This window comes from Blautia caccae (genome assembly GCF_040095955.1).
GTDB classification, from domain to species: domain Bacteria; phylum Bacillota; class Clostridia; order Lachnospirales; family Lachnospiraceae; genus Blautia; species Blautia celeris.
Window position 1 is genome coordinate 1 of record NZ_JBBMFP010000035.1, and the last position, 25,947, is coordinate 25,947.

The following is a 25,947-nucleotide window of genomic DNA, read 5'->3' on the forward strand; positions in this document are numbered from 1 at the left end:
GTTTTCACTACACCTAAAGCTTCTTTTAATTCTCCTAAAGTTTTAACCTTCACGCCTGTCACTGCATAGTAGCATGGTAAGCAGTAAGCGGTGTTCGGGAAGCTGACAGCCTTGTCAGCACCGTGCTGTTCGATTGCAGCATTAATAGCGCCTTCTGTTAATCCATAGACAGCGTCATTTCCACTAAATACGGTTTCAAATAATGTCAATGTTCTCTTCCTCCTGACCTTCTCATAATCCTTGGTCGATTATGTTTTTAATGTTTGTAATTTCCTCTTTTACAGTATTGCTGAAGTCATATGGAGACTTACCCTGACGGTCTGCATCCATCACTTCGGTGTTATAGTGAATGAATCCCAGCAAATCTTCCTGCGGTATATGCGCCTTCACAAACGCTTCATCCTCTTCGTTCCGAACCTTGTTGGCTACAACACGAACCTGTTTTACGCCCAGGTCCTTTGCCAGCCTTTTTACGTTCTTATAAGTCTGTACGCTTCTGGCACCCGGTTCAATGACCACAATGAACTGGTCCATGGATTCGGTAGTACCCCGGCCGAGGTGCTCCAATCCGGCTTCCATATCCATGATCACCACATCATCTCTGTGAAGCACCAGGTTATTGATGATCCTGCGGAGCATGACGTGCTCCGGGCATACACAACCGCCGCCGCCGGTTTCCACAGTACCAAGCACAAGCAGCTTGACTCCGTTCACTTCTTTGGAATATGTATCCGGGATATCGTCCACCTTTGGATTGATCCGGTAGAACTGATTTTCCTCATTGGCCCCGGTACGTTCTTCCACCAGCTTCCGCATCTTAGTAATGGGAACAATGGAATCCAGAGTTTCATCATCAAACCCAAGTGCCAGCCCCAGATTCGCATCCGGATCCACATCCGCAGCAAGCACCTTTCTTCCCTCATCCGCATATAAACGCGCCAGCGTCGCAGCAAAAGTAGTCTTTCCAACGCCGCCTTTTCCTGTTACTGCAATTTTCATGTCATTCACCTTTCCTGATAAAGATTAGATTCCAAGAGCAGCTCTCTTCTCTTCGATTCTTGCGATCATAGCATCGCCCAGTTTTTCAATATCTTTTTCAACTGTAAATGCAGCCTCTACCCATTCTCTTGTTCCGTTGGTCAGGATTTCAACCATTTCACTGGAACCTGCAGCGTACGGGTCAACACCTAAGAAGGTATCAATACCGGAACCAATTACATAGTTACCGATGGAAACTGCTTTTTCAGACATCCACTCAGGAGCACAGCCAACAACTGGAAGCTGGGAAATGTGCAGACCTGCGTCTTTTGCCAATGTAGCTGCCAGAACCAGCATACGGCTGATATCTACGCATGAGCCCATGTGCAGTACCGGCGGAATGTCAGCCAGTTCACAAACTCTCTTAAGTCCGGCGCCGCAGACATCTTTCGCTCTCTTGTCCATCAGACCAGCTTTTGCAGCCGCCTGTGCAGAACATCCGGAAGCGATGATGATGATATCGTTAGCAACCAGTTTTTTCATAAGTTCAATATGAGCTAAGTCAGGACGAACTTTCGGGTTGTTACATCCAACCATTGCAACAGCACCACGGAGAACACCGGAGGTGATACACTCTAATAACGGTTTTGTGGTTCCCAGCTCATCTACCTGTGAGTTGGTTACGCCGTCCAGAGCTTTTACGATCGCTTCTGTGGAATATCCAACAGTTGCTTTCTGTTTCATCTGCGGAATATGTACCAGTTCGGGTTTTCTGTTTTTGTAGTTCTCGATAGCTGTCTTAACGATTAATTTTGCTTTCTCGCCTGCTGTGTGAGCATCGAATCTGATAAATTCAGAATCCGGCATCTGAGCAATCGGAGAAGTTGTGATGAATTTTGTGTGGAAACATTTGCTCAAAGGACCAAGTGCCGGGAAGATACACTGTACGTCTACGACGATCGCTTCACAAGCACCTGTCAGAACAACGTTTTCCTGCTGCAGGAAGTTACCGGCCATAGGAATACCACGGCGCATTGCAACTTCATTTGAGGTACAGCATACGCCGGATACGGTGATGCCTTTTGCACCCATCTCTTTTGCGTACGCGATCATTTCCGGATCATCTGCGAATTCACAGATCATCTCAGAAAGACTGGGATCATGTCCGTGAACAACGATATTGACATTCTCCTCAACCATAACGCCCAAGTTTGCTTCTGTCTCAATCGGCTTCGGTGTTCCGAACAGTACGTCTGAGAACTCTGTTCCCATCATGGAACCGCCCCATCCATCACTTAAGCCTGCACGGATTGCCTGTTTTACCAGTGCTTCCGGTTTGGAAGAACATCCCATGTGGCTCATATGTAAGGAACAGGAAACCTCGCGGTCGATTGCTCTTGGAGCAAGTTCATTCTTTTCCCACAGTTCCTGCTGTGATTCCGGTGCTCTCTTTAAGAATCTCTGAGTTCCGAAAGGTTTACCGTATTCCATCAGACCTGTCTCAGCAACTTCGTGTGCCAGATCATAGATATCTTTTCCTTCGGTCTCGATTCCCCACTCTTTTGCGATACGGATCAGTTTATCCGGATCTTTTACCTTATAACAGCCGTCAGCTGCAGATTCATATAAGGTATGGCAGATTTCACGGCCATGGTCAGAGTGTGTTGCAGAACCGCCTGCTGTAAATTTCAGGTAGTTACGTCCTACGATACCGTGTACATCACATCCGCAGATTCCTCTCGGAGCTTTTTTTGTAATACGGCACGGTCCCATTGTACAGATACGGCAGCAAACGCCTTCTTCACCAAATTTACAATGGGGTGTCTGATTTTTTACGCGGAACTGCCAAGCGTCAGCACCGACTTTTGCACCTGTTTCCAGGAGACGTGCAGTAGCAGCTTCAAATTCTTCTACTGTGGTTAATTTGAATTCACTCATGAATATCCTCCTTGTTTTTCGCCTCTTTTTGCTTTTTTATCCGGGTCCGCTTCCCCGGTTTTATAACTCCAGCTTGTCCACGATATCCCTGATCGCTTTTCTCACCGGTGAATCTTCCGGAAGCTTCACGATGGGTGTACCGTCGCAGTCGAAGTCATATACAGTTTCATCCTGCGGGACGATTCCCAAAAGGGTGAGGCCCTGTTTCTCTATCTCCTCTTTTGTGCCCGCATTGAGTACCCCGCCCGGCGCACGGTTGATGATAAGCCCAACCTGCTTCGGGTGCATGTCACATTCTTTTATCAGTTCCGCGATCCTGCCCACTGCCTGAACACCTCTTCTGGAGCAGTCGCTGACCAGAATCGCTGTCTGCATACTGGGAAGAACGCCTCTGCTGATATGCTCCATACCGGCTTCATTGTCCACGATGATATATGGATAATTCTTTTGCAGCTTTGCAAGCTGAGCCTGCAGAAGTCCATTCACGAAGCAGTAGCAGCCTTTCCCCTGGGTACGTCCCATGACAAGCAGGTCATAATCATCATTTTCAATCAATGCATCATCAAACTTGAATTCCATATAATCAGCTTTTGTCATTCCGGCCGGAATGGGATTTTCCTTTGACATCTCCGCACGGGCCACTTCCTCACGGATATCGCCCAGAGTTGCCTCAAGCTCCATGCCCAGGACTTCATTTAAGTTTGAATTCGCATCTGCATCTACTGCAAGAATCGGTCCCCTGCCTTTTTCAGCCAGATACTGGATGATCAGGCCTGTCAGGGTCGTCTTGCCTACGCCGCCTTTGCCGGCAATTGCAATTACATGTGCCATGAAAAGGGCACCTCCTAAAATATGATTTTAATACATTTTAAACAAGTGTGCGAAGACCGCATCTGTCAATGATTTCAGATACGTCTTTCCATTTGTTCAGAGCATACAGATGGATACCGTTAACGCCCAGTGCGCGGTACTCATCGATCTGTCTGATTGTGTACTCGATACCTGCCTCTTTGAATGCTGCTTTCTTTTCATCAACAGCAGCGTCGAACGGATCTTTGTCGAACGGATTCGGGAAGATCCAGTTTTTGGAGATGATCTCGCAAAGTTTACGCGGCATTACACAGCCATTACGTGACAGTGCCATATTGATTGTAGCAGCCTGATCCAGAATCGGCATAATTCCAACGTCAACCGGCATTGTAACGCCTGCAGTACGGATGGCATCCAGCCAGCGTTTGAACTGCTCCATATCCCAGCAAAGCTGAGTCATGATGTAGTCAGCACCGTTATCCTGTTTCTGTTTCAGGACAGCGATATCAGATTCAAGACTGCGGCATGCGATATGTCCTTCCGGTGAACCTGCTACAGCGATTTCGATCTTATCGCCGAATTCTTTGCGGACATAAGCTACCAGATCTGTTGCGTAAGCGAAATCTCCGCCGGTTCCTGTCCATCCGAATGGAAGGTCGCCGCGAAGTGCCAGCATATGATCTACGCCATTGTCCAGGTAATTCTGAAGCTGTTCTTTGATTCCTTCTGCGGTGTTACCGATACATGTAAAATGTGTTACCGGGATGGTTCCGGCGTCTTTGATCATTTTACATACATCCATGTTCTTGCCCACATTGGTTCCGCCCGCACCGTATGTACAGGAAATGTACTCCGGCTGGTACTTACAAAGATGCTCGATCGTTCCCGGCAGATTTTCCATACCTTTGTCTGTCTTTGGTGGGAACAGCTCAAATGAAAGGAGCATTTTGTTCTTCATTGCTTCAGATAATTTCATAGTTACTACCTCCGCTTTGTTTATTTATTTTTAAGGCCGAAGCCCTAAAATCGTGTGTTGGCACAGCAGAAAGTCCTCCATACTTTTTCTGCTGCTTACTGGCAGTCCAGCTTAACAAGGCTGTTTGCAAGGTCCACCATTAATATTTTACCGATAATGGTTCGCTCCTCGCCCATGATGTCACGTATGATAAGCTTTTCACCATCTACGTCGATTCTGCTCACATTTCTGCAGATGACCGTGTTGTCATCGCTTCTCTGTACAGTTGCAAGACACATAGCCTACGCCTCCTTCAAATGTTCTTTTACCAGTGTCAGTGCCAGGCCCAGACGCATATTTCCTTTCTGGAAATCAGCAACGCCTTCCTTGATGGTCTTGGCTGCATCTTCCATGCCAAGCTTTGACAGATTATCTGCCATCTGATCAAGCTCCTGTGCGTGATGCTCGTTGTGGGAAAGCATATAGTTCAAAAGTGCTACCACTTCCTCTGTACAATTTCCGCCACATTCGCCCTCTGAACAGCTGCTGCAGCCGTGGCTGTGTTCATGGCTGTGAACATGGTCATGCTCATGGTCATGTCCGTGAGGAACCATGTTGCCATTTTCGTCGTTGATTAAATGCATTTTTCCATCCTTTCCCTACTGCTTTTCCCGCTTTTGGGCGCAGTAAATGACAATAATTTATCAATAAATTCATTATACATGCTTTCGGCTTTTTTATCAAGTTATTCTTATGTTTTTTTAGAGGTTCAAGCGGTGAAAAACACGGAACTTCCGCCCCTGTTTTTTTCCACCTCTATCCTGCATTCTATACGCTCTTTTAACTCCGGCACATGGGAGATGATTCCCACCAGGCAGTCCTCCCTGGAAAGAGCCGATAAAGTCTCCACCGCAGTCTCCAAAGACTGCTCATCCAGACTGCCGAAACCCTCGTCAACAAACACGGTCTCCACCCGGATGCCTCCCGCAAACTGCCCGATGACCCCGGAGACACCGAGGGCCAGGCTCAGCGCTGCCTGAAAGCTCTCTCCGCCGGACAGGGAACGGATGCTTCTCACCTTGCCGGTATGGTAATCATAGACATCCAGATCCAGACCGGACCTGGACTGCAGATTTTCCTTTTCCTCCCGCACGAGCAGTTCGTATCTGCCTGAAGACATGTGTTCCAGCCGCCTGTTGGCCTCCTGGGTGATCATACGGAAATAAGCGGACTGCACATAGCGCTCCAGGGATATCTTCGGCTTTCCCTTCAGGCTGCCGCAGGCAGTGTCAGAAAGGCCCTGCAGAGCCAGCCTGGTCTTCTCTGTCCTGCTGCTCTCCTCAAACAATACCTGAAGCTGTCTGCGCACCTCTTTTGTCCTTTCAAGAGCACTGTACTCCTCCCGGAGTTTATTACGCACAATTTTCAGCTGCTGTTCCGCCCGCTGTATCTGTTCCCGTACCTCCTCCTCCGGGCACAGTTTCTTTCCGCGCAGGGAAGGCGCCAGACTCCTGATCCTGATCTGCAAGTCCCTCACATGATTTTCATATGCCTGTGTTTCTTTCTCCATACGGTCCAGCTCTTCTCTGTCCAGACATGCCTCCATGGCCTTTGCCCTGCTTGGAAACTTCTGCTGTTTTACTTCCAGAAGCAGCTTTCCTTCTGCCTCTTTTCTTTCCTTTGCCAGCCTGGCTCCTCGTTTTTCACAGATCTGTGTCTCTCTTTCCGCGGCTGCCCGGCGCTGCGCATTCTCCTCCAGTCTTTTCCTGACCGCCTCTTGGGACGGAAGACCCGGGCGGCTTTTCGCCTTCTTTCTCTCCAGGCGCGCGTTTGTCTCTTTTATCAGTGAGGAGGCTTTTTTTTGCATGGCAGCACCGCTTTTTTTACCTGCCAGTACCTCTTCCCTGCGCAGATGCTCCATTCTGGTCTGCCATTCCTTCTCATTCTCCGCAAGGGCTGTCAGGGTCCTCTGCAGTTCTGCAGATGTCTTCTCCTTTTGTGCCTCCATCTCTTTCAGCGCTGCCTCGCTCAGCTCCTGTTTTTCACAGGCAGCCTTTGCCGGATGTACCCTGGAGCCGCATACGGGACAGGGTTTTCCTTCTTCCAGGTCCCTGGCCAGCAGGCCTGCCTGACTTCTGAAAAATTCCTCCCTGTAGGTTTCATAAGCGATTGCCTGCTCCTTCTGTGCCGTGATCTGCTTCTCTGCACTTTCCAGCAGTTCTTCCTTTCGTGATTCCAGTTTCAGAAGGACCTCAGCCTCCTGCTGCCATTTCCCGTAAAGCAAAAGCTGTTCTTCCAGCGCTGCTATCTCTGCGCTGAGCTTCTCTTCTTTCTCCGCAGCGGCTGCCTGGATAAGCAGTGCCTTTTTCTCCTGTTCCAGTTCCCTTGTCTGAGACTTCAGTTCCTTTATACGCACTTCCTCGTCAGTTTCCAACTTTTTTTTCGCTGCACAATCCTCGGCAAGAGGTTTGATATAAAGATTTGCCTTCTTCCCCTCAGACAGCTTTTTTTCCAGCTCTCTGATCTGTCCGGCCTGCACTTTTGTCCCTTCCAGCTCCCCTCTCAGGGCATCCAGGTTCTTCAGTTCTCCGTTATCCTTTTGTATCCGCTCCAGATTTTTAAGGGCTCTGTCTTTCTCTTTTTCCAGGCGCTGCTCCTCCTTCCGGCTGCTCTTTTCCTTTTCCCGGGAGGAAAGGATACGGCTGTCAAGAACCTCGAAAATATCCTCTTTTTCCCTGTCCCCCAGTGTACATTCCGGATGCAGCGCATCCCAGGACTCCAGGACCTGCCTGCGGCGCTCTTCCCTCAGCCTTTCTTCCTCCCGCTGCTGCATACTCATGCTTTTCAGACGGTCCGCGATGATTTTATAGAATTCCGTGTCGAATACTTTCCGGAAAATCTCGCTTCTCATGTCACTTTTTGCCAGCAGAAGGTTCATAAATTCACCTTGGGCAATCATGGAAACCTGTTTAAACTGCCTGTAATCAAGCCCCAGAATATCCTGCAGCTTCTGGTTCACTGCCCTTCTTCCCGTCAGCACACTTTTGTCCGGGCACTCCAGAAGCGCTTCATGCTTCCTGTTCAAATTAAACGTCCTGGTCACCTGATACTGCTCTCCTTTGTGGGAAAACAGCAGACGCACTTTGCTCATGGCCTTCTCCTCCACATAATCGCTGTGGAGATTTTCAGGCTTTCTGACTTCCGTGCTGGCTGCGTCGTACAGCGCAAAGGCAATGCCGTCGAAGATTGTCGTTTTGCCGGCTCCTGTGTCACCGCAGATCAGAAACAGCCCTGCTCTCTGACAATTCTCAAAAGAGATACAGGTATTGCCCGCATAAGGCCCAAAAGCCTCCATCTCCAGCTCTATCGGTCTCATACTCCCACCTCTTCCATGCTTTTGATCACCTCTTCAAGCAGCTCCTGTTCTGTGTCAGACATGGGAATCCCATTCTGTTTTTCATAAAATTCCCCGAACAGATCAAGGGGTGTTTTTTTCAGACACTGCAGCTCTGCACTGCCCGATATGCCACCGGATCTGCTCCGGCGGTTTTCGACGGCAAATTCCAGCATACCAGGAAATATTTTTCTAAGCCTCTCCATCGGATGCTCCAGAGTCTCCTCATCGGTCATGACTATGGACAGATAATATCCTTCTCTGTATTTCCTGTATTTTTCCGAAGCGAGGGCCTCCATGGTATCCTTTAGGACAGCCATCTCTGTTTTTGGTTCCAGTGGAAGCTTCCTGACGGACAGACTTCCTTTCTCTCTGAGCTCTGCCACAGTCACGGACTTTGTCTGATTCCATTCAGAAAAAGAATATTTCAGGGGAGAACCTGCATACCGTATCTTTACATCCCCCATTTTCTGCGGTCTGTGGATATGCCCCAGCGCCACATAGTCAAATGCTCCAAAGACTGAGGCATCCACCTGATCGATACCGCCCAGGGAACGCTGTTCCGAATCGGAGATTTCCGGCTTTCTGCCTCCTGCCGTGACAAACTGATGTGCCAGAAGCAGGTTCCGCTCTTCCCTGTGAAGCACCGCGCCATGCAGTGCGGTTTTCACGGCCTCCTCATAAGTTTCCGGAATTTCCTCCGCAAATGGGCGGAGCATACCGGGCCGCAGAAAAGGAAGCATCCACACATGAACCGGGCCGAACGCATCACTCAGCACAATATGTTCCGGCCCCCCTTTAAACGTACCCGCAATATGAATCCCCTCTTTTTTTAAGATCCCGCTGGCAAACTGAAGCCTCTGGGCTCCGTCGTGGTTGCCGCTGATCAAAAATGTCTGTATCCCACGGACGGACAATTCTTCCAGAAACCAGTCCAGCAGCCCCACAGCCTCCGAGGAGGGAATGGACTTATCGTAAATATCCCCGCACAGCAAAACAGCTTCCGGCTTCTCCTCATCAGACATGGCCACAACACGGCTTAATATATACTGCTGTTCTTTCCACAGCGGCTCCCCAAGCAGCTTTTTTCCCAGGTGCAGATCCGCCATATGAAAAAATTTCATTCGATATCCTCCACTGCCATATTTTGGCATTTCGTTGCATTTTAGCTTGCACTTCTTATAATAGTAGCACGGATTTATTAAAAAGTTAATAAATTCGGAGTAAATATTTCACATTTCTATGGTAAACTGTCTAAGTATCCGGCAGAAATAACACAGTGAGCATGGATTGAAATAAGGTAATATTTAAAGGAGGGACTGTTATGTCTTTCAACGAAAAAATCATTCTGAACGATGGCCGCCAGATGCCGCTTCTGGGTCTGGGTGTCTACAAAGCCGTCGGTGAGAACGAGGTGGAACAAGCGATCGCAGATGCCGCAGATGCCGGCTACCGTCTCATTGACACCGCTTCTGTTTATAAAAACGAAGACGGCGTGGGGCGCGGAATCAAGGCTCTTACCATACCAAGAGAGGAATTATTCGTTACAACGAAAATATGGAATACCGCACAGAGAATCGGTGACGTGGAAGATACTTTCAACAGAAGTCTGGAGCGCCTGGGACTTGATTATGTGGATTTATATCTGATCCACTGGCCTGTGCCCGGCTGTTATACAGACACCTGGAAAGCTCTGGAAAAGCTCCAGACACAAGGGCGTGTGAAATCTATCGGCGTCTCTAACTTCCACATACATGACCTGGAAATGCTGAAAAAAGTCTCTGACGTGGTACCCGCAGTCAATCAGGTGGAATTCCATCCGCTGTTCAACCAGCCGGAGCTTCTGTCCTACTGCAGGGAGAACAATATTGCGGTACAGGCCTATGCGCCTCTTGCCCGGGGCGCCTATCTGCACAGCCAGCTTCTTCTGGAGATCGGAAGAAAATACCAGAAGACTACCGCACAGATCGGACTTCGCTGGGCAGTCCAGCAGGGAATATCCGTCATTCCCAAGTCCGTACACAAAGAACGCATCAGGGAAAATGCGGAAATCTTTGATTTTTCCCTGACCCGTGAGGAGATGGATGCCATTACTGCTATGGATGCCCACCAGCGCACTGCCGGTATCCCTGAGGATATGATTCCCTACTATAAGGACTGATATCCAAAAACATCATACATACCGGGGTTTTTCCCCATACAAAAAGTACCGCAGGAGTATTTGATATCACTCTGTGCGGTACTTTTTCTTCTCATTTGTTCATTTCTTTTAATTTCTTCTGAGCGCTTCGATGGGACTCAGCTTCGCTGCTTTTCTGGCAGGGTATACGCCGAAAAGGATACCGATTCCTGATGAAAACAGGGTTGCGATCAGGATTGTAGACACCTTGATTCCCGGTGCGAATCCCAGGGTAGGTATGGAACAGACCGCATAGGCCAGCAGCACACCGATAATGATGCCGATCACACCGCCAATGCAGGCGATAATGGCAGATTCCGCCAAAAACTGGACCATAACAGAGGAGGTTCTGGCTCCCAGGGATTTCCTGATGCCAATCTCTCTTGTTCTCTCCGTCACGGACACAAGCATAATGTTCATGACACCGATGCCGCCTACCAGCAGGGAGATTCCTGCCACTAAGGCGATAAATCCTGTGATCATGTTCAGCATGGAGTTGATCTGCTTCATCTGGTCATTGAAGTCCTCCATGTCATAATAATTCTTTCCCTGACTGTAGTGGCGCTGGTTCAGCAGCGCAATGGCATCATTTGCCACCTGACCGGTATCTGCACTGCCGTCTGTGGTGATGTACAGATAATTGGTCACAGAAGTGTCATAGCCGAAATTCTCCATGGCCGTATAAGGAATATCCGCGGATATTCTTTTCACATCCCCATAATCCACGGAAACCATATTTCCCAGATTCTCCTGCTCCACGATTCCGATGATGGTAAAGTCCACAGTGCTCTGGTAGACACTGAATTCCAGATTCATGCCCAGAACATCATCTGTGCCGAAAAGGGAAATGGCATCTTTTTTACTGATCACACAGACTTTATTTCCTGTATCGATATCACTCTGGTTAAAATAGCGTCCGCTTACCACTTTCCACTTGGAAATCTCCTGCTGGGCCGTTCCTCCGCCTGTAACGGACAGATCAAACTGGCCCTTTGAGGACTGGGTCGTACCCGAATCGGAAAATATAGGGGAAGTTCCTGTCACTCCGGGGATTTCCTGCTCGATCGCGGCGAAATCATCCGCGTTCATATATTCCTCCCGCTTGAGCCCCTCTTCATTGGAATAAATGCAGATCTGTCCCCCGGCAATGGAATTGAGCTGCCGGTTCATCTCACCCTGAAATCCGGAACCCACTGACATAATGGTGATAACAGAGGAGATACCTATAATGATTCCCAGCATGGTCAGAAGGGAGCGGCCTTTGTTTGCCCTGATATTCTGCAGAGCCATCTTCAAGTATTCTGCTAACTGTGCCATAGGCTACTCCTTTACCACATCTGCAGTCTGCGCGCCGGACGTGCTGCCCGCAGCCGCCTCATCCACCTTCATGCCCTCCGCAAATCCGTCCGGAAGCTCAGTGATCACGGAATCGCCCGGCTTCAGGCCGCTCTTGATCTCTGTGTACTCAGAAGATGAAATTCCGGTCTCCACTTCCTGCCTGGCGATCACGCCGTCTTTGACCACATAGCAGAAGGTACTGTCCTTTCCTGTGTTCACCGCATTGGCAGGAACACTCACAACGCCCTTGGCACTGCCGGTCTCAATCGATACCTTTGCCTCCACGCCTAAGAAAATGTTGTCATCCGGATTGTCGATCTTAACCTCAGCCCAGATGACCGGCGCGCCTTTTTCATTGGTGGTAGCCATCTTGCTGATACGTGAGACAGTTCCCTTGTATGTATGGTCTGCTATGGTGATGGATGCCTTCTGGCCTTCCTTCAGCTTGTCATAATCGTATTTTGACACGGTCACATTGACTGCCACCTCCTCGTTGCTGGCAATGGTAATAAGCTCCATGCCCTGTGTGGCTGCAGAGCCCTGCGACGCGTCTGCTTTGGAGACGATTCCTGAAAACTCAGCCTGAAGTCCCTGTTTCCCCTTTTCCAGCAGTTCTTCCAGGGTAGCTGCCTCCAGCTCGGCTATATTGTTGGTGGCCTGCATCTGCGCTTTGGCTGCTTCTGTCACCTGTACACCATCCGCGCTGTCTGCCAGACTCTTCTGTTCGGCAAGTTCTGACTGCAGCTCTGAGAGCTCTGTGGTGGCACTCTCCAGTTCATTCTGCCACTCTACAATCTGGGCATCGGTTGTCGGGTCAGAAGCAGACTGGCTTTCGATCTGATCGATCTGAAGCTGTGTCACCTCATCACTCTTGTCATTGATCTGTGAAGTCAAATCATCGATCGCCGGCTCCATGTTTTCCGCCTGGGCCTTTAAATCCTTCATTTGTCTTTCCAGATCTGCGGTATCCTGATTATTTTTCTTTGCCTCGGCAATAGACGCCTGCAGCTCCTCTGCCTGGGCATTTATCTGCTGCTGTTCGCCTTTCTGGGCTTCAAGGTCCTGCTGCAGCTTGGTCAGATCTGCCTGGGCCTGGGTCAGAGCCACGCTGACATCTGTGGATGTCTGCTTTGCCCAATCGCTCAGTTCCCTTGTCCTGTCCGCAATGGCCGTTTTCAGAGATGCCACATACTCCTGGTAGCTGTCCACATTGGCCTGCAGTGTGGGGACTTTACCGGCTGCTTCATTGGCCTTCTGCTGTGTCTGGGCTGCCTTTGCCATACTGTCCTTGGAACCGTTTACCGTGGCGCTTACATTGAGCTGTGCCTTCTGGTTATCCTGTTCCAGTGTGGACACATCAAAAGCAACCAGAGAGTCTCCCGGCTTCACCACTTCCCCCACCTTGAGAGGATACTGGGCTATAGCGGCATTGACGGGCGAAAAATATGTTTTTGTCCTGAGACTCTCCACAGTACCGCTGGTATCCACCTTTGCCGTCAGATCTTCCTTGGTGACAGCGCTTACCGGTACCTGGGGCAGAGCCTTCGGCGTCATTTTTGATGCCGCAAAACTCACAGCAATAATAGCCACAACGACACCGCCGATGATCAGCGGCACTTTTTTCTTTTTCTTTCCTGTTTTCACAGTGTCGGGAAGATTTTCTTTATTCTTTCTCAACATGGTGTGCTCCTTCCTCGTAATGCTCATTTAATCTGTCTGATTCGATTTTTCCGTCCATAATACGGATAATACGGCGTGCCTGGGCGGCAATGCCGTCATCATGGGTGATCAGGATAACTGTCCTGCCTTCCTTGTGCAGCTCCTTCAAAATCTGCAGGATTTCCTTGCTGGATGCGGAATCCAGGTTACCTGTAGGCTCATCTGCCAGGATCACAGGCGGCCTGGCGGCAATAGCTCTGGCTATGGCAACCCTCTGCTGCTGTCCGCCGGACATCTCCGAGGGCTTGTGGTCCATACGGTTCTCCAGACCTACCATCTTCAGGGCATCCCGGGAAAGCTCCCTTCTCTTCTGTCTGCCGAGACCTCTGTAAATAAGAGGCAGCTCCACATTCTCCAGTGCGTTCAGATTGGCGATCAGATTAAATCCCTGGAAGATAAATCCAATCTCCCGGTTGCGTATCTCTGAAAGCTGGTTATCCTTTAAATGAGATACATCCTGTCCGTGGAGACAGTAGGACCCCTCTGTGGGCACATCCAGACACCCCAGCATATTCATAAGTGTGGATTTTCCTGAGCCGGACTGTCCGATGATCGCAACAAATTCCCCTTCATCGATCTGCAGGTCCACATGGTCCAGTGCACGCACCTCATTCTCACCCGGATTATATATTTTGCAGATTCCTGAGAGCCGGATCAGATTCTGCGGCGACTCTTCTCTTTTCACTTCTGTATTGTTTTCCATACACACATCCTCCCCTGCATCTTTCATGCAGTGCAATTTTTATCATTGTACTACATCATTAGTACAACCATACATCACAATTATTAAATTGTCAATTTGGAAATCCGAAAACTTTTCTTAACGTTCCCTAAAGAATTCTTTAGAAAAGAAATGAGGGCATACTGCGCCCTCACTTCCAACTTTCATCCCAGGATTCAATTTTCTTATCTCTCACCATCAGGTCAGATACGGCCTCCGCCGGAGTCTTGCCCTCAAAGAGCACCCGGTTCACCTGTTCGATGATCGGCATCTCCACCCCGTATTTTTCTGCCAGTTCCCTTCCGGCTTTCGCGGAGAAAACGCCTTCCACCACCATATTCACCTCATCCATGGCCTCCTGCATGGAGCGCCCCTGCCCCATGAGAAATCCTGCCTTGCGGTTTCGGCTGTGGACGCTGGCGCAGGTAACGATCAGGTCGCCGATTCCGGAAAGTCCGTAAAAGGTATCCGGACGTGCTCCCATGGCGATTCCCAGTCTTGCGATCTCCGCCATTCCGCGGGTGATCAGCGCCGCTTTCGTGTTGTCCCCGTATCCAAGGCCGTCCGCGGTTCCCGCTGCCAGGGCAATGACATTTTTCAGGGCTCCGCCCAGTTCTATCCCCAGCATGTCCGGGCTGATATACACGCGGAACGCGGGACTCATAAAGATATTCTGCAGATATTCCGCAGTTTCTTTTCTTTTTGCCCCCACCACGCAGGTCGTAGGCAGATTCCTGCTGACTTCCTCCGCGTGGCTGGGTCCTGAGAGAACGCATGCCTGGGAATTGGGGATCTCCTCCTCTATCATATCCGTCAGGGTTGTGAGGGTGTGCTCCTCAATCCCCTTCGCCACATTGACAATAAGCTGTCCGTAACGGATATAAGGATTCATCTTCCTTGCGGTAGAGCGGACCGCCACGGACGGCACTGCCAGAACGATCACATCTTTTCCCGCCAGCGCCTCCTCCAGACTGCTGGTAATGTGAAGCTTTTCCGGCAGTCTGACACCGGGCAGCTTTGCTTTATGCTCCCTTGTCCTTCGCAGCTCCTCCGCCTGTTCCTCCCTGTGAGACCACAGAACCGTGTCGTGCCCATTGCCGCAAAGCAGCATGGACAGGGCGGTTCCCCAGCTTCCTGCTCCAATCACACTTACTTTTGCCATGCTATCCCTCCATACTGTATTTCCTTAATGTTTCCCCAGATAAATCTTGTTCTCATTGCCGCGGATCAAACGCACAATGTTCTGTCTGTGCCGCCAGAAGGCCAGCGCCATCAGAAGCAGAGCCAGTATGTACATCTCATGGAGCACTCCCGGGTCCACATCATATCTGCCGATCTGCCCTGAGACGATCACGCCCACAGCAAAGAAGAAGTATCCCAGCAGAGATCCCAGAGACACATAGTGGCTCAGGAAAAAGGCCGTAAAAAATACCACGGCACAAATCAAAAACAACCGCCAGTCAAAAGCTGCCACCAGCCCCACAGAGGCTGCGATCCCTTTCCCTCCTTTAAAATGCAGATAGAAGGGAAAGTTATGTCCCAGGATACATCCGGCTCCGGCGTACAGCTCCAGCAGCCTGACAAGCTGCGGGTGGCTCCTGCCGAAGAGCAGATAAACGGCCAGGATCGCCAGGGCGCATTTGAGGCAGTCCCCCAGAAGGGTAACCGCCCCTGCCTTCTTGCCCAGGGTGCGGAGCGCATTGGTAGTCCCCGCATTCCCGCTTCCGTGTTCCCGGATATCAATTCCGTTTTTTCTTCCGTAAATATAAGAGGTCTGGAACAGACCAAACGCATAACCAATCAGCAGACTTACAATTCGTACCAGCATTTGTCATCCTACTCCTTTTCTTTGCGTTCCCTTATAATGAATTTCAGGGAGGTTCCCTTAAATCCAAAGGTATCTCTGATCTTATTCTCCAGATATCTGGTGTAGGAGAAATGCATCAGTTCCTTGTCATTGACGAAAATAACGAATGTAGGAGGCTTAACCGCCACCTGGGTAATGTAAAACAGCTTCAGGCGCTTGCCCTTGTCAGAAGGCGGCTGCTGCATGGCAACGGCCTCTGTCATGATCTCATTGAGCACACCGGTCTGCACCCGCAGTGTCTGATTCTCCAATACCATATCAATGGTTTCAAAAAGCTTTGGTATCCTCTGCCCTGTCTCAGCGGAAATAAAAATGATCTCCGCGTACGGCATGTAGGACAGAACCTCTCTGACTTTATTGGTAAACTTGTAGATCGTCTTATCATTTTTCTCGATGGCATCCCACTTATTCACTGCAATGATGATACCCTTGCCTCTCTCATGGGCAATACCTGCGATCTTGGCATCCTGCTCTGTGACGCCCTCTGTGGCATCGATCATCATGACCACCACATCCGCGCGCTCCACAGCCGTCACGGTACGGATAATACTGTAGCGCTCCAGCTCCTCTTTGATCTTGCTCTTCCTTCTGAGTCCTGCCGTATCGATGAAAATATACTCTTTATCCTTCCATTCCACCTTTGTATCAATGGCATCTCTGGTGGTTCCCGCAATATCGGATACGATGACACGGGATTCCCCGATCAGCTTGTTGATCAGTGAGGATTTTCCCACGTTTGGTTTTCCCACCACGGCGATCTTAGGAATATCTTCCTCCTCACCGTCTTCTGCGTCCTCATCAAAGTGCTCCACCACTTTTTCCAGCATATCACCGATTCCCAGCTTTCCGGTGGCAGAAACCGGCACCGGCTCCCCAATCCCCAGATTATAGAACTCATAGGTATCCATAATAAACTTGTCAAAATTATCTACCTTATTCACCACCAGAATCACGGGCTTACCGCTTCTTCTGAGCATGTCCGCCACCTTGGCATCGGAATCCACAAGACCCTGGCGCACATCTGTAATGAAAATGATCACATCTGCAGTATCTATGGCGATCTGCGCCTGCTCCCGCATCTGTGACAGGATAATATCCCTGCTGTCCGGCTCAATACCACCGGTGTCAATTAACGTAAAGGATTTATCCAGCCAGTTCACATCTGCGTAGATACGGTCTCTGGTCACCCCCGGCGTATCCTTTACAATGGATATCTTCTCTCCTGCCAGGGCGTTAAAAAGTGTGGACTTTCCCACATTAGGTCGTCCAACAATTGCTACTATCGGTTTGCTCATACATCTGTCTCCTTCTATGTGCTCTTCCCGCCTCTTTTTCCAGAAGGGCTGACACCAGGGAGGCGCCGTCCTCTTCCACTATTTTTACGGGAATTTTTAACTGTTCTTCCACCTGCTCTACGGTTACATCATCCAGAAATACATTCTCCCCGCTCCTGAGCAGATTGCAGGGCAGAAGCAGGTATTCTCCCAGAGGCCTGCCCTGAAGCTGTGCTATGATATCCTGCCCGGTCAGAAGACCGGACACTGTGATCTTCTCTCCGAAGAAATGGTTGCGGATACAGTATCCGTGGATCTTAACCTTTGGATAAAGTGTTTCGATCCGGTCCGCGTATCTGCGGATAAAAGGATACGCTAGGGAACCGGTGGCAAAGGACACCTCCAGCGCCCGCTCATCTCCGGAAAGTCCAGCGACAGCCTCCTCTACTTCGTTCTCCAGCAGGCGCAGCATACCCACACCGTTCTCAAGCTGCAGGTAGCCGTCATACCTCTCTTCAGGAGGCAGCTTGCGCCCGGCAGTCAGATACCATTCATCACTTGCGTGGATAAAATGTAATCCATATTCTTCATATAACCGTTTCTGCCATGTTTCAATCAGGGAAATCACATTTTCGGCATCTTCTTTTCCAAAGGACTGAAGCGGATACAGTCCATCCCTGTATTTGCTCAGCCCCACAGGCACAACAGAAACGCTTTTCAGGTGGGGCAGGTATTTTGCCAGCTCCTCAATACTTCTCTCCAGCTCTTTGCCGTCATTGAGCCCTTTGCAGAGCACAATCTGGCCATTCATCTCAATTCCCGCCTCATAGAGTCTCTGCACTTTAGGGAAAATGTCCCCGGCAAAACGGTTGTGCAGCATTTTACAGCGAAGCTCGGGGTTGGTCGTATGGAAAGAAATGTTGATAGGCCCCAGATGATAATGGATGATCCTGTCAATATCATGGTCGCTCATATTGGTGAGCGTCACATAATTTCCCTGTAAAAAGGAGAGACGGGAATCATCATCTTTAAAATAGAGGGTCTCTCTCATGCCCGGGGGCATCTGGTCAATAAAGCAGAAGACACAATGATTGCTGCAGGAACGGTATTCGTCCATGAGACTGTTCTCAAATACGATTCCCAAGTCTTCCTCGTAATCCTTCTCCACCTCCAGCTCCCATTGCTCACCGTCCGCTTTCTGCACAAGAACCTCTATATACTCATCATTCACCAAATAGTGGTAGTCAAAGACATCCTCAATCTCCTGTCCGTTGATAGACAAAAGCTCATCCCCCGGAGCCAGTTCCAGCTCCTCGGCAATGCTTCCGGCTTCCACTTCCCGGATGATATGTCTGCATTTTTTCACAATTTCTCCTCATTTCTAAACGGGTCTTTTTATACCCGCTATTTATTATCATACCAATAAAGCATAAAAAAAGCAATAATTTCCTTGACGCTGCTCACTTTCTGATGTTATAACTTAATGTGTAATTATATGTCAAAAAAACTCTAACGGAGGTCATTATGGTCAATATCAGTTTATTGGAGAAGTCCATTCCGGTGGCACCTATTAAAATAGCAGCCCTGGACAGCTGCAAAGAGCTGGCCCAGCAGGTGGATTCCCATCTGGTACAATTCAGAAAGGAATTAGATTCTCACAATCAGTCCGGACTTAATTTCCGCGGCTACACAGCAGATACTTTTCTTCTTGACTGCAAGTGTCCACGCTTTGGCTCAGGTGAAGCGAAGGGCATCATCAATGAATCCGTGCGCGGCACGGACCTCTTTATTATGGTAGATGTATGCAACCACAGCCTGACCTATAAAGTCAGCGGACATGTCAACCACATGTCTCCGGATGACCACTACCAGGATTTAAAAAGGATCATCGCCACTGCTACGGGAAAAGCGCACAGGATCAACGTGATCATGCCTTTCCTATACGAAAGCCGTCAGCACAAGAGAAGCAAGAGGGAATCCCTGGACTGCGCGCTGGCACTGCAGGAGCTGGTGCAGATGGGGGTATCCAATATCATCACCTTTGACGCACATGATCCGCGGGTGCAGAATTCTATTCCCCTGTCCGGTTTTGACAACTTTATGCCCACTTATCAGTTCCTGAAAACCCTGTGCGCGTCCATCGACAACTTCAGGATTGACAATGAGCATCTGATGATCATCAGCCCGGATGAGGGCGCCATGCAGAGGGCTGTGTATTTTTCCAATATCCTCGGCGTGGATATGGGTATGTTCTACAAACGCCGCGATTACTCTACCATCATAAACGGCAAGAACCCCATTGTGGCCCATGAGTTCTTAGGTGACTCCGTGGAGGGAAAAGATGTGATCGTCATTGACGACATGATCTCCTCAGGGGAAAGCATGCTGGATGTGGCAAAACAGTTAAAAGACCGGAAAGCAAGGCGTGTCATTGTCTGTACCACATTCGGACTCTTCACTGACGGCCTGGAAAAATTTGATGAATATTATGAAAAAGGGTATATTTACCGCGTCATCACCACCAACCTGAACTACAGAAATCCGGACCTTTTAAACCGTCCTTATTATCTGGAAGCAGATATGAGCAAATACCTTGCAAGTATTATGGACATTCTGAACCATGACCTGTCTGTGGAAAAAGTCCGCTCTACAACTAAGAAGATCAATATGCTGCTGAACCGTTTCTCATAAATCCGCACACGGTTTTCGGCACGTCAAAAAGCAAAAAAATCCTCCGTACACAGCGTATCCAAACGCCTGTACGGAGGTCTTTTTTAATTTAACTGATATACATCTGCATATCCCACACCAAAGGAAAGTGCCTGGTCATGGGTATCGTGATAGATATCCACATTGCCGTAAGGTACTCCTCTGTCTTCCACTACATAGACGCCTCCATTGATCAGAAGCTTTGTTCCAAACGGAATACCATTCATGGCAACAGTCCTTCCCGCCTGGGGAACAGTACCGCTGGCTGTGTATCCCTGTCCATGACAGAGGGCACAGTTACAATATCCGGTCAGTCTGAACCTGCCCAGATATTTTCCCTGGGAATCATCAGAGGAGGTATCTTCCTGTTCTGTGATCTCCTGTGATGTCTCTGTATCGGAAGAATTCTCTTCCTGTACATCATCATAGCTCTCAGAGGATTCCTGTGAGGCACTCTGCTGTGCGGCTGCCTGCTGTTCTGCGGCCTCCTGCTGTGCCTTTCTTGCTGCTTCCTCCTGGGCTGCTTTCTGCGCTGCAAGCGCTGCTGCCGCTTCCTCATCCTTCTGCTGCTTCATCAAGCTGTCAATCACGGCTTCCTGGGAATTCACTTTCTCCAGCAGCTCTTTTGCTGCGCTCTGTTCACTGTCAATCTGTGAACTATATGTATCGATCTGCTTGGTTGTATTTCTCACCAGGTCGGATACCTCCGCCTGCTTGTCCATACTTTCCTGCTTCAGTTCTTCAAGCGCTTCCTGCTCTTTTTTTACACCGGCTTCTTTGTCTTCAATCTCCTGCTGTGTCTCTTTGTAGAGGTCCAGCATCTTCCGGTCGTACTTTGTGAGCTGCATAATGTTCTCTGCCTTGTTCAGGAAATCAGTGAAGTCCTTTGCCTCTGTCAGCATAGTCATGTAGGAATCATTGCCGTTCTCATACATGTACTGAATCCGAAGCTTCATGCTCTCATACTGCTCTTCCCTGCGGGCTTTCGCATCATCCAGTTCTTTCTCGATCTGTTGTAACTCTGCCTGCTTAGCATCTGACTTTTCCTGTAAATCTGAGAGGTTCTTACTCAGGTCCGTAAGCTGCCGGTTTAACTCCGTAAGGTATGCCTCCAGATCACCTTTTTTGGCTTCCAGAGAGCTGATCTTATCCTGTGAGGCGTTCAAATTACTCTGTGTCTCAGTTTTCTGCTGTTCCGCTTCTGTAATCTTTTTCTGTGTTGCAGACGCGTATACCGGAGTTATGGTAAGACTTGCAATCAGGAATGTCAAAAATAAGCTTGTACATTTTTTATTTCTCATATTCTAAGCTCCTTTTTTATTACGAGCATAATTATAACACATAGATTACTAAATGCAAAGCTTTTTTACGTTTTTTGTAACAACTATGTAATATTCACAAAAAAACAACCCTGAAATTTATGCATTAAGTCAATTGATTTCGCACAATCCGAGGAAAGCTCCCAGATTCCCCCTTTTTCCCTTACTGGCTCTGTGGGAGAATAAAAAGTCAGGATTACAGCAGGTACAGATTCCCGGATAAGAAATATGAGCAGGAAGAATACCCGACTCAGCAAAGATCAGCGCATTGGCTGCCCAGAGATCCAGAAGATACTTGCCATGACCTTTGTTTATCAGTATCTTCCCGTGTTCTGAAGCCGGAAACGCGCTCATAAACTGTTCTGCCACGTCCTCACTCACCTCATAGCATTCCTGACAGATGGAAGGCCCTATAGCCGCCAGAATATCCTCCGGCCTGCAGCCGTATTCCCTCTGCATGGTCTCCACAGTCACCTTACCCATCCTGCCCACTGTTCCCTTCCAGCCGGAATGGGATAGGCCGATAACCCGCTTCCCGGGGTCCACAAAATACAGGGGGACACAATCCGCATAAAATGTGGCAAGCACCAGTCCCGGTACATTTGTCACAAGCCCGTCAACATCCGTGTAGTCCCGGTCAGCGGCAAATCCTTTGCCTCTGTCCGCCTCTGTGACCACACGTACATTCGTGGTATGTGTCTGGTCAGAGCAGACAATCTGTTCCGGTGAAAATCCTACCGCGGCGGCAAGCCTTCTGTAATTTTCCCTCACATCCTCCTCGCGGTCGCCTCTGGAAAAACTCAGGTTCATGGAAGCGCAGTCGCCCCGGCTCACCCCGCCCAGTCTGGTGGAAAATCCATGCACAATGCCCGGAAGCTCTTCAAAAGCCTGGTATGTCAGGTATGTGACACCATTTGTTTCATGTATCTTCATATGATTTTCTGTCTCGGGTCTCCAATGAATTTCCATATCTGTGTCCTCCCTTTTTTCTTTATATGTGGTATAAAAACGCATCCTTTATAAGCACCGTTTCATCCGGCGTGATCCCCACCACATCGAACCTGCAGGCTGTGTCCTCCGGCAGTCCTCTTTCCATAAGATAAAACAGCGCCGTATGACATATCCGGCGCTGTTTTTTGTTATCCACTGCAAGAAACGGACCGCCGCAGTCAGCGCTCTCCCGGAATTTCACCTCAATAAAACAAAGGTACTCCCCGTCCATGGCGATCAGATCGATCTCACCCTGCCGGCAGCGGAAGTTCTTCTCCAGAATCCTGTAACCCTGCTGCTCCAGATACCGGGCAGCGTTCTCTTCATACCACGTTCCTGTCTCTCTTGCGGATCTTTTCATATTTTGTCATCCTCAGTCTGTAAAATTCCTGATAAAAGTGGCACGGTGAATGGGAGATGGCCCGTATTTCCTGATCGCCTCTATATGGGACGCCGCTCCGTATCCTTTATGGGAGGCAAACCCGTATTCCGGCATCACCTTGTCATACTCCCTCATAAGCCGGTCCCTGGTCACCTTGGCGATAATACTGGCAGCGGCAATGGAAATACTTTTGGCATCGCCCTTTATAATAGGAACCTGGGGAATATCCATCTGCGGTATGGTCACCGCATCATTTAACAGAATCTGGGGCCGGACTGTGAGTTTGGATACCGCCTCCCGCATGGCTTCATAGGTTGCCTGCAGAATATTGATCTCGTCAATCCTGGCAGGCCCTGCATATCCCACGCCAACACTGACTGCCTCTTCCATGATCACATCATACAGCTCCTCCCGCCTCTTCTCGGAGAGCTGCTTGGAATCGTTTAAATAGAGCAGTCTGCAGTCTTTTGGAAGGATCACGGCTCCGGCAACCACAGGACCTGCAAGAGGGCCTCTTCCGGCTTCGTCGATGCCGCAGACATAGCCCAGATGCTCATACTGATACTCATAGGCTTTCATTTTTTCAATACGTGCACGCTCCGCCTCCAGCTTTTCCTGCTGTTTTCTGGCCTTCCCGATCAGGGCCTGCACACCTTTCCGCTCATCCTCCAGATAAAGAGCGCACAGATCATCCAGCTCTGTTTCCGCTGCATTCTGAAATTCTGTACGGATTTCCTGAATACTTTTCATCTTCTGTCTCATCCTTTGTTTTTCAATAACACCCCGCTGCAGCAGTACAGACAGATCTGCGCATTTGCTGCGCTGACCCGGCCCACTGTAAAACGGATTTAATGGCCGGCTGCGGGTTTCACACCTGTTCCAGCGTAATTCTGCCGATTTTTCCGTTCCGGAACTCCTCCAGCAGAATGTTGGATGCTTTTCCATAATCCAGCTCGCTGCCTTTCTGCAGGCAGTTTCTGTTTACGGCAATGGTCTCCAGCATTTTCAGGCGGTCCTCGGATTCCTCCACGTCATAGCGCTCTTTTAAAATACCCTCATAATATCTATGGAGATATCCCAGAAGCTCCAGGGAAAGTTCCTCCAGATTCAGAATCTCATCTTTTATGGAGCCCACCATAGCCAGCTTGGCGCCTACGCTCTGGTCCTCGAATTTCGGCCAGAGAATGCCCGGTGTATCCAGAAGCTCCACATTTTTATTGATGCGTATCCACTGCTTTCCTTTTGTCACACCCGGCTTATTGCCGGTCTTTGTACAGGCTTTTCCGGCAAAGGAATTGATAAATGTGGATTTCCCCACATTGGGAATCCCCACTACCATAGCTCTGACCGGACGGTTCTGAATGCCTCTTTTCCTGTCTCTCTCTATTTTTTCCTTACAGGCCTCCATGATCACAGGAAGCACCTGGCGGATGCCTGCCCCGCTTTTGGAATTTGCCTTCACGACAAAGAACCCTTTCTCCGTAAAGTGCTGGGTCCACTTTTCATTCTGCCGCTCGTCTGCCAGATCCGATTTGTTCAGCAGAATCAGCCTGGCTTTATTTTTGCCCAGCTCGTCGATATCGGGATTTCTGCTGGAAACGGGGATTCTGGCATCCACCACCTCAATGATCAGATCGATCAGCTTTATATTCTCCTGCATCATGCGCTTTGCTTTCGTCATGTGCCCGGGATACCATTGATAATTCATAATTGTTCCTCTCTGTCTGTCAGCTCTTGATGAGGCCGAATTTTCCAAAAGGGGAAACTCTCAGCCATATTTTGCCCACAATATATTTCTGCTTTACATTTTCCACCTCGGCAAAACGGCTGTCCTCACTGTTGTTCCGGTTGTCTCCAAGTACAAAATATTCGTTTTTTCCCAGTGTGATCTGTGTCTCTGCCAATCCGGGATTGCTGATCTTTGGAAAATCCTTCTTCTCCATATAAGTCTCCCCATTGATCAGAATCAGCCCGTCCTTGATCTGCACCGTCTCACCCGGCAGACCGATGATGCGCTTTACATGCATACTGGAATGCTGCTTGGCGTCCTTCTTAAAGGCCACAATATCGCCCCTCTCCGGCTCGCCCAGCTTGTATGACACTTTATTGATCAATACCTTGTCTCCCGTGGCCAGTGTGGGTTCCATGCCGCCCTCCTGCATGACAATGGTCTGGCAGAAAAAAATGGATACCACTGCAGCTAATACAAGAACCACTGCGATCTCGAATACCCATATGAGCAGAGGGCGCACATGGCCGTCTTTGGAAAACTCCGGTCCTTTACTTTCTTTTTTCTTCATGGCAGCATCCTCCTATCCATTTAGAAACAGGGACATATACATAAGTATGTGTCCCTGTTTTCTAAACATTATTATTTTACTAATTCTTTTACCTTAGCTGCTTTACCAACGCGCTGTCTTAAGTAGTTCAGTTTTGCACGTCTTACTTTACCGCGTCTGATCACTTCCACTTTCTCCACATTGGGGGAATGCAGCGGCCATGTTTTCTCAACGCCGATTCCGTTGGAATTCTTTCTTACAGTGAAGGTCTCACGATTGCTTCCACCCTGTTTTTTCAGCACAACGCCTTCAAAAATCTGGATTCTCTCGCGGTTACCCTCTTTGATCTTACCGTGTACTCTTACGGTATCTCCCACATTAAACTGCGGAACTTCTGCTTTCATCTGAGCAGCTTCAATGTTTTTGATGATTTCGTTCATGATCTTTTCTCCTTATACTCTGGATGTTCTTAATGCAGTGTGCAGCAGAGGACCATCTCTTTTTTACAACGAGTATAATTATACTATGAGTGCTGCGAGATTGCAAGTATTTTTTTCTTGCAGCGGCAAAATACTGCATAACCGGCATACCCCAAAATCGTCCCCAGCACATTGGTGAGCACATCGTCTGTCTGGGCATATCCTCTTTTTGTGAGGAACTGGAAAAGTTCAATGGACAGACTGACTGCACATCCCATACATAATGTACTCCAAACCCGCCTCATTTTCACGGAGACCACGGGCAGCAATACACCAAACGGAACAAACAGCAGGACATTTTCCAGGACAAAAGCATCCCCGCGCGGCCCGCTGCCAAGGGTACTGAAAGGCATCCAGTCGATCCCGTCCCTGCTGCCCGGTTCTCTTGACAAAAATGTGATGAACAGAAGCATACACAGATATCCCGCAAGAACTGCCGCGCCTAAAAAGCGCCTGCGCTGTCCCTCATTCTGTCCCCGGACTTTTGTCAGCAGAGAAATCGTCAGGCCAGCCGCAAAAAATGCGGCAAGTCCTGCAAAAAAGTATTTCCCCACATCCGCGATATCTCTTATTAAATAGTGTATCAGTTCGCCTGTATACTGTCCCATACCCATGT

26 protein-coding genes are annotated in these 25,947 nt (G+C 49.1%); 2 read left to right on the forward strand and 24 right to left on the reverse strand.

Going from position 1 to position 25,947, the window contains the following annotated elements; genetic code table 11:
• The 9 genes from WMO65_RS24375 to WMO65_RS24415 form a co-directional block, all read right to left on the reverse strand.
• Window positions 1-209, reverse strand: a 209-nt coding sequence (locus WMO65_RS24375) for a hypothetical protein (RefSeq protein WP_343309931.1), incomplete at its 3' end; no start/stop codon positions are given.
• Between the two features lie 22 nt (window positions 210-231).
• Window positions 232-999 (reverse strand): ATP-binding protein, encoded by a 768-nt coding sequence (locus tag WMO65_RS24380; RefSeq protein WP_033142869.1) that lies wholly within the window; start codon window positions 997-999, stop codon window positions 232-234.
• A gap of 24 nt (window positions 1,000-1,023) precedes the next feature.
• Window positions 1,024-2,916 carry an anaerobic carbon-monoxide dehydrogenase catalytic subunit gene (gene cooS, locus WMO65_RS24385; protein ID WP_033142868.1) on the reverse strand — a complete coding sequence of 631 codons (1,893 nt, stop codon included), beginning with the start codon at window positions 2,914-2,916 and terminating at the stop codon, window positions 1,024-1,026.
• A 60-nt stretch (window positions 2,917-2,976) separates the two neighbouring features.
• On the reverse strand, window positions 2,977-3,747 hold the full coding sequence (locus WMO65_RS24390) for an ATP-binding protein (protein WP_033142867.1): 771 nt from the start codon (window positions 3,745-3,747) through the stop codon (window positions 2,977-2,979).
• A gap of 37 nt (window positions 3,748-3,784) precedes the next feature.
• Window positions 3,785-4,702 carry a methylenetetrahydrofolate reductase gene (locus WMO65_RS24395; RefSeq protein WP_033142866.1) on the reverse strand — a complete coding sequence of 306 codons (918 nt, stop codon included), beginning with the start codon at window positions 4,700-4,702 and terminating at the stop codon, window positions 3,785-3,787.
• Window positions 4,703-4,797: 95 nt separating this feature from the next.
• Window positions 4,798-4,980, reverse strand: a complete 183-nt coding sequence (locus tag WMO65_RS24400; RefSeq protein ID WP_033142865.1) for a CooT family nickel-binding protein — start codon at window positions 4,978-4,980, stop codon at window positions 4,798-4,800.
• A gap of 3 nt (window positions 4,981-4,983) precedes the next feature.
• Window positions 4,984-5,325 (reverse strand): DUF8180 domain-containing protein, encoded by a 342-nt coding sequence (locus tag WMO65_RS24405; protein ID WP_018597545.1) that lies wholly within the window; start codon window positions 5,323-5,325, stop codon window positions 4,984-4,986.
• 125 nt (window positions 5,326-5,450) lie between these two features.
• Window positions 5,451-8,057, reverse strand: coding sequence for an SbcC/MukB-like Walker B domain-containing protein (locus WMO65_RS24410; RefSeq protein ID WP_148392760.1), 2,607 nt, complete (start codon window positions 8,055-8,057; stop codon window positions 5,451-5,453).
• Window positions 8,054-9,199: an exonuclease SbcCD subunit D gene (locus WMO65_RS24415; protein ID WP_187370604.1), complete on the reverse strand. Its 1,146-nt coding sequence runs from the start codon at window positions 9,197-9,199 to the stop codon at window positions 8,054-8,056. The genes WMO65_RS24410 and WMO65_RS24415 overlap by 4 nt, the downstream gene beginning before the upstream one ends.
• A 200-nt stretch (window positions 9,200-9,399) precedes the next feature.
• On the opposite strand from WMO65_RS24415, the gene WMO65_RS24420 reads away from it, so the two are divergent.
• Window positions 9,400-10,236, forward strand: a complete 837-nt coding sequence (locus WMO65_RS24420; RefSeq protein ID WP_033142862.1) for an aldo/keto reductase — start codon at window positions 9,400-9,402, stop codon at window positions 10,234-10,236.
• Between the two features lie 108 nt (window positions 10,237-10,344).
• Here the strand turns inward: WMO65_RS24420 and WMO65_RS24425 are convergent, their stop codons facing one another.
• From WMO65_RS24425 to WMO65_RS24455, 7 genes are all read right to left on the reverse strand, one after another.
• Window positions 10,345-11,571, reverse strand: a complete 1,227-nt coding sequence (locus WMO65_RS24425; protein ID WP_033142861.1) for an ABC transporter permease — start codon at window positions 11,569-11,571, stop codon at window positions 10,345-10,347.
• Window positions 11,572-11,574: 3 nt separating this feature from the next.
• Complete coding sequence (locus tag WMO65_RS24430; RefSeq protein WP_033142860.1) at window positions 11,575-13,272, reverse strand: efflux RND transporter periplasmic adaptor subunit; 1,698 nt, start codon at window positions 13,270-13,272, stop codon at window positions 11,575-11,577.
• On the reverse strand, window positions 13,256-14,014 hold the full coding sequence (locus tag WMO65_RS24435) for an ABC transporter ATP-binding protein (protein WP_052099639.1): 759 nt from the start codon (window positions 14,012-14,014) through the stop codon (window positions 13,256-13,258). The genes WMO65_RS24430 and WMO65_RS24435 overlap by 17 nt, the downstream gene beginning before the upstream one ends.
• Window positions 14,015-14,183: 169 nt before the next feature.
• Window positions 14,184-15,194, reverse strand: a complete 1,011-nt coding sequence (locus WMO65_RS24440) for an NAD(P)H-dependent glycerol-3-phosphate dehydrogenase (protein ID WP_148392762.1) — start codon at window positions 15,192-15,194, stop codon at window positions 14,184-14,186.
• A 24-nt stretch (window positions 15,195-15,218) separates the two neighbouring features.
• Window positions 15,219-15,860, reverse strand: a complete 642-nt coding sequence (plsY, locus tag WMO65_RS24445; RefSeq protein WP_033142858.1) for a glycerol-3-phosphate 1-O-acyltransferase PlsY — start codon at window positions 15,858-15,860, stop codon at window positions 15,219-15,221.
• A gap of 8 nt (window positions 15,861-15,868) precedes the next feature.
• Window positions 15,869-17,194 carry a ribosome biogenesis GTPase Der gene (der, locus tag WMO65_RS24450; protein ID WP_033142857.1) on the reverse strand — a complete coding sequence of 442 codons (1,326 nt, stop codon included), beginning with the start codon at window positions 17,192-17,194 and terminating at the stop codon, window positions 15,869-15,871.
• A complete protein-coding gene (locus WMO65_RS24455) occupies window positions 17,157-18,539 on the reverse strand; it encodes a DUF512 domain-containing protein (protein WP_148392763.1) in 1,383 nt (460 codons plus the stop codon). The genes der and WMO65_RS24455 overlap by 38 nt, the downstream gene beginning before the upstream one ends.
• A gap of 158 nt (window positions 18,540-18,697) precedes the next feature.
• Between WMO65_RS24455 and WMO65_RS24460 the strand changes: the two genes are divergently transcribed.
• Window positions 18,698-19,864: a ribose-phosphate pyrophosphokinase gene (locus tag WMO65_RS24460; protein ID WP_033142855.1), complete on the forward strand. Its 1,167-nt coding sequence runs from the start codon at window positions 18,698-18,700 to the stop codon at window positions 19,862-19,864.
• Between the two features lie 83 nt (window positions 19,865-19,947).
• Here the strand turns inward: WMO65_RS24460 and WMO65_RS24465 are convergent, their stop codons facing one another.
• The 8 genes from WMO65_RS24465 to WMO65_RS24500 all read right to left on the reverse strand — a co-directional run bounded on the left by WMO65_RS24465 (window position 19,948) and on the right by WMO65_RS24500 (window position 25,939).
• Window positions 19,948-21,183 (reverse strand): PcsB-like coiled-coil domain-containing protein, encoded by a 1,236-nt coding sequence (locus WMO65_RS24465; RefSeq protein WP_148392764.1) that lies wholly within the window; start codon window positions 21,181-21,183, stop codon window positions 19,948-19,950.
• A 129-nt stretch (window positions 21,184-21,312) separates the two neighbouring features.
• Window positions 21,313-22,170, reverse strand: coding sequence for a peptidoglycan editing factor PgeF (gene pgeF / locus WMO65_RS24470; protein ID WP_148392765.1), 858 nt, complete (start codon window positions 22,168-22,170; stop codon window positions 21,313-21,315).
• 22 nt (window positions 22,171-22,192) lie between these two features.
• Window positions 22,193-22,552, reverse strand: coding sequence for a YraN family protein (locus tag WMO65_RS24475; protein ID WP_148392766.1), 360 nt, complete (start codon window positions 22,550-22,552; stop codon window positions 22,193-22,195).
• A gap of 12 nt (window positions 22,553-22,564) precedes the next feature.
• Window positions 22,565-23,323: a ribonuclease HII gene (gene rnhB, locus WMO65_RS24480; protein WP_033142852.1), complete on the reverse strand. Its 759-nt coding sequence runs from the start codon at window positions 23,321-23,323 to the stop codon at window positions 22,565-22,567.
• A gap of 118 nt (window positions 23,324-23,441) precedes the next feature.
• Window positions 23,442-24,281: a ribosome biogenesis GTPase YlqF gene (gene ylqF / locus WMO65_RS24485; RefSeq protein WP_148392767.1), complete on the reverse strand. Its 840-nt coding sequence runs from the start codon at window positions 24,279-24,281 to the stop codon at window positions 23,442-23,444.
• 19 nt (window positions 24,282-24,300) lie between these two features.
• Window positions 24,301-24,873: a signal peptidase I gene (gene lepB, locus WMO65_RS24490; RefSeq protein WP_033142850.1), complete on the reverse strand. Its 573-nt coding sequence runs from the start codon at window positions 24,871-24,873 to the stop codon at window positions 24,301-24,303.
• 71 nt (window positions 24,874-24,944) lie between these two features.
• Window positions 24,945-25,292: a 50S ribosomal protein L19 gene (gene rplS, locus WMO65_RS24495; RefSeq protein WP_033142849.1), complete on the reverse strand. Its 348-nt coding sequence runs from the start codon at window positions 25,290-25,292 to the stop codon at window positions 24,945-24,947.
• An 83-nt stretch (window positions 25,293-25,375) separates the two neighbouring features.
• Window positions 25,376-25,939 (reverse strand): VanZ family protein, encoded by a 564-nt coding sequence (locus WMO65_RS24500; protein WP_052099638.1) that lies wholly within the window; start codon window positions 25,937-25,939, stop codon window positions 25,376-25,378.
• Between the last annotated feature and the right edge of the window lie 8 nt (window positions 25,940-25,947).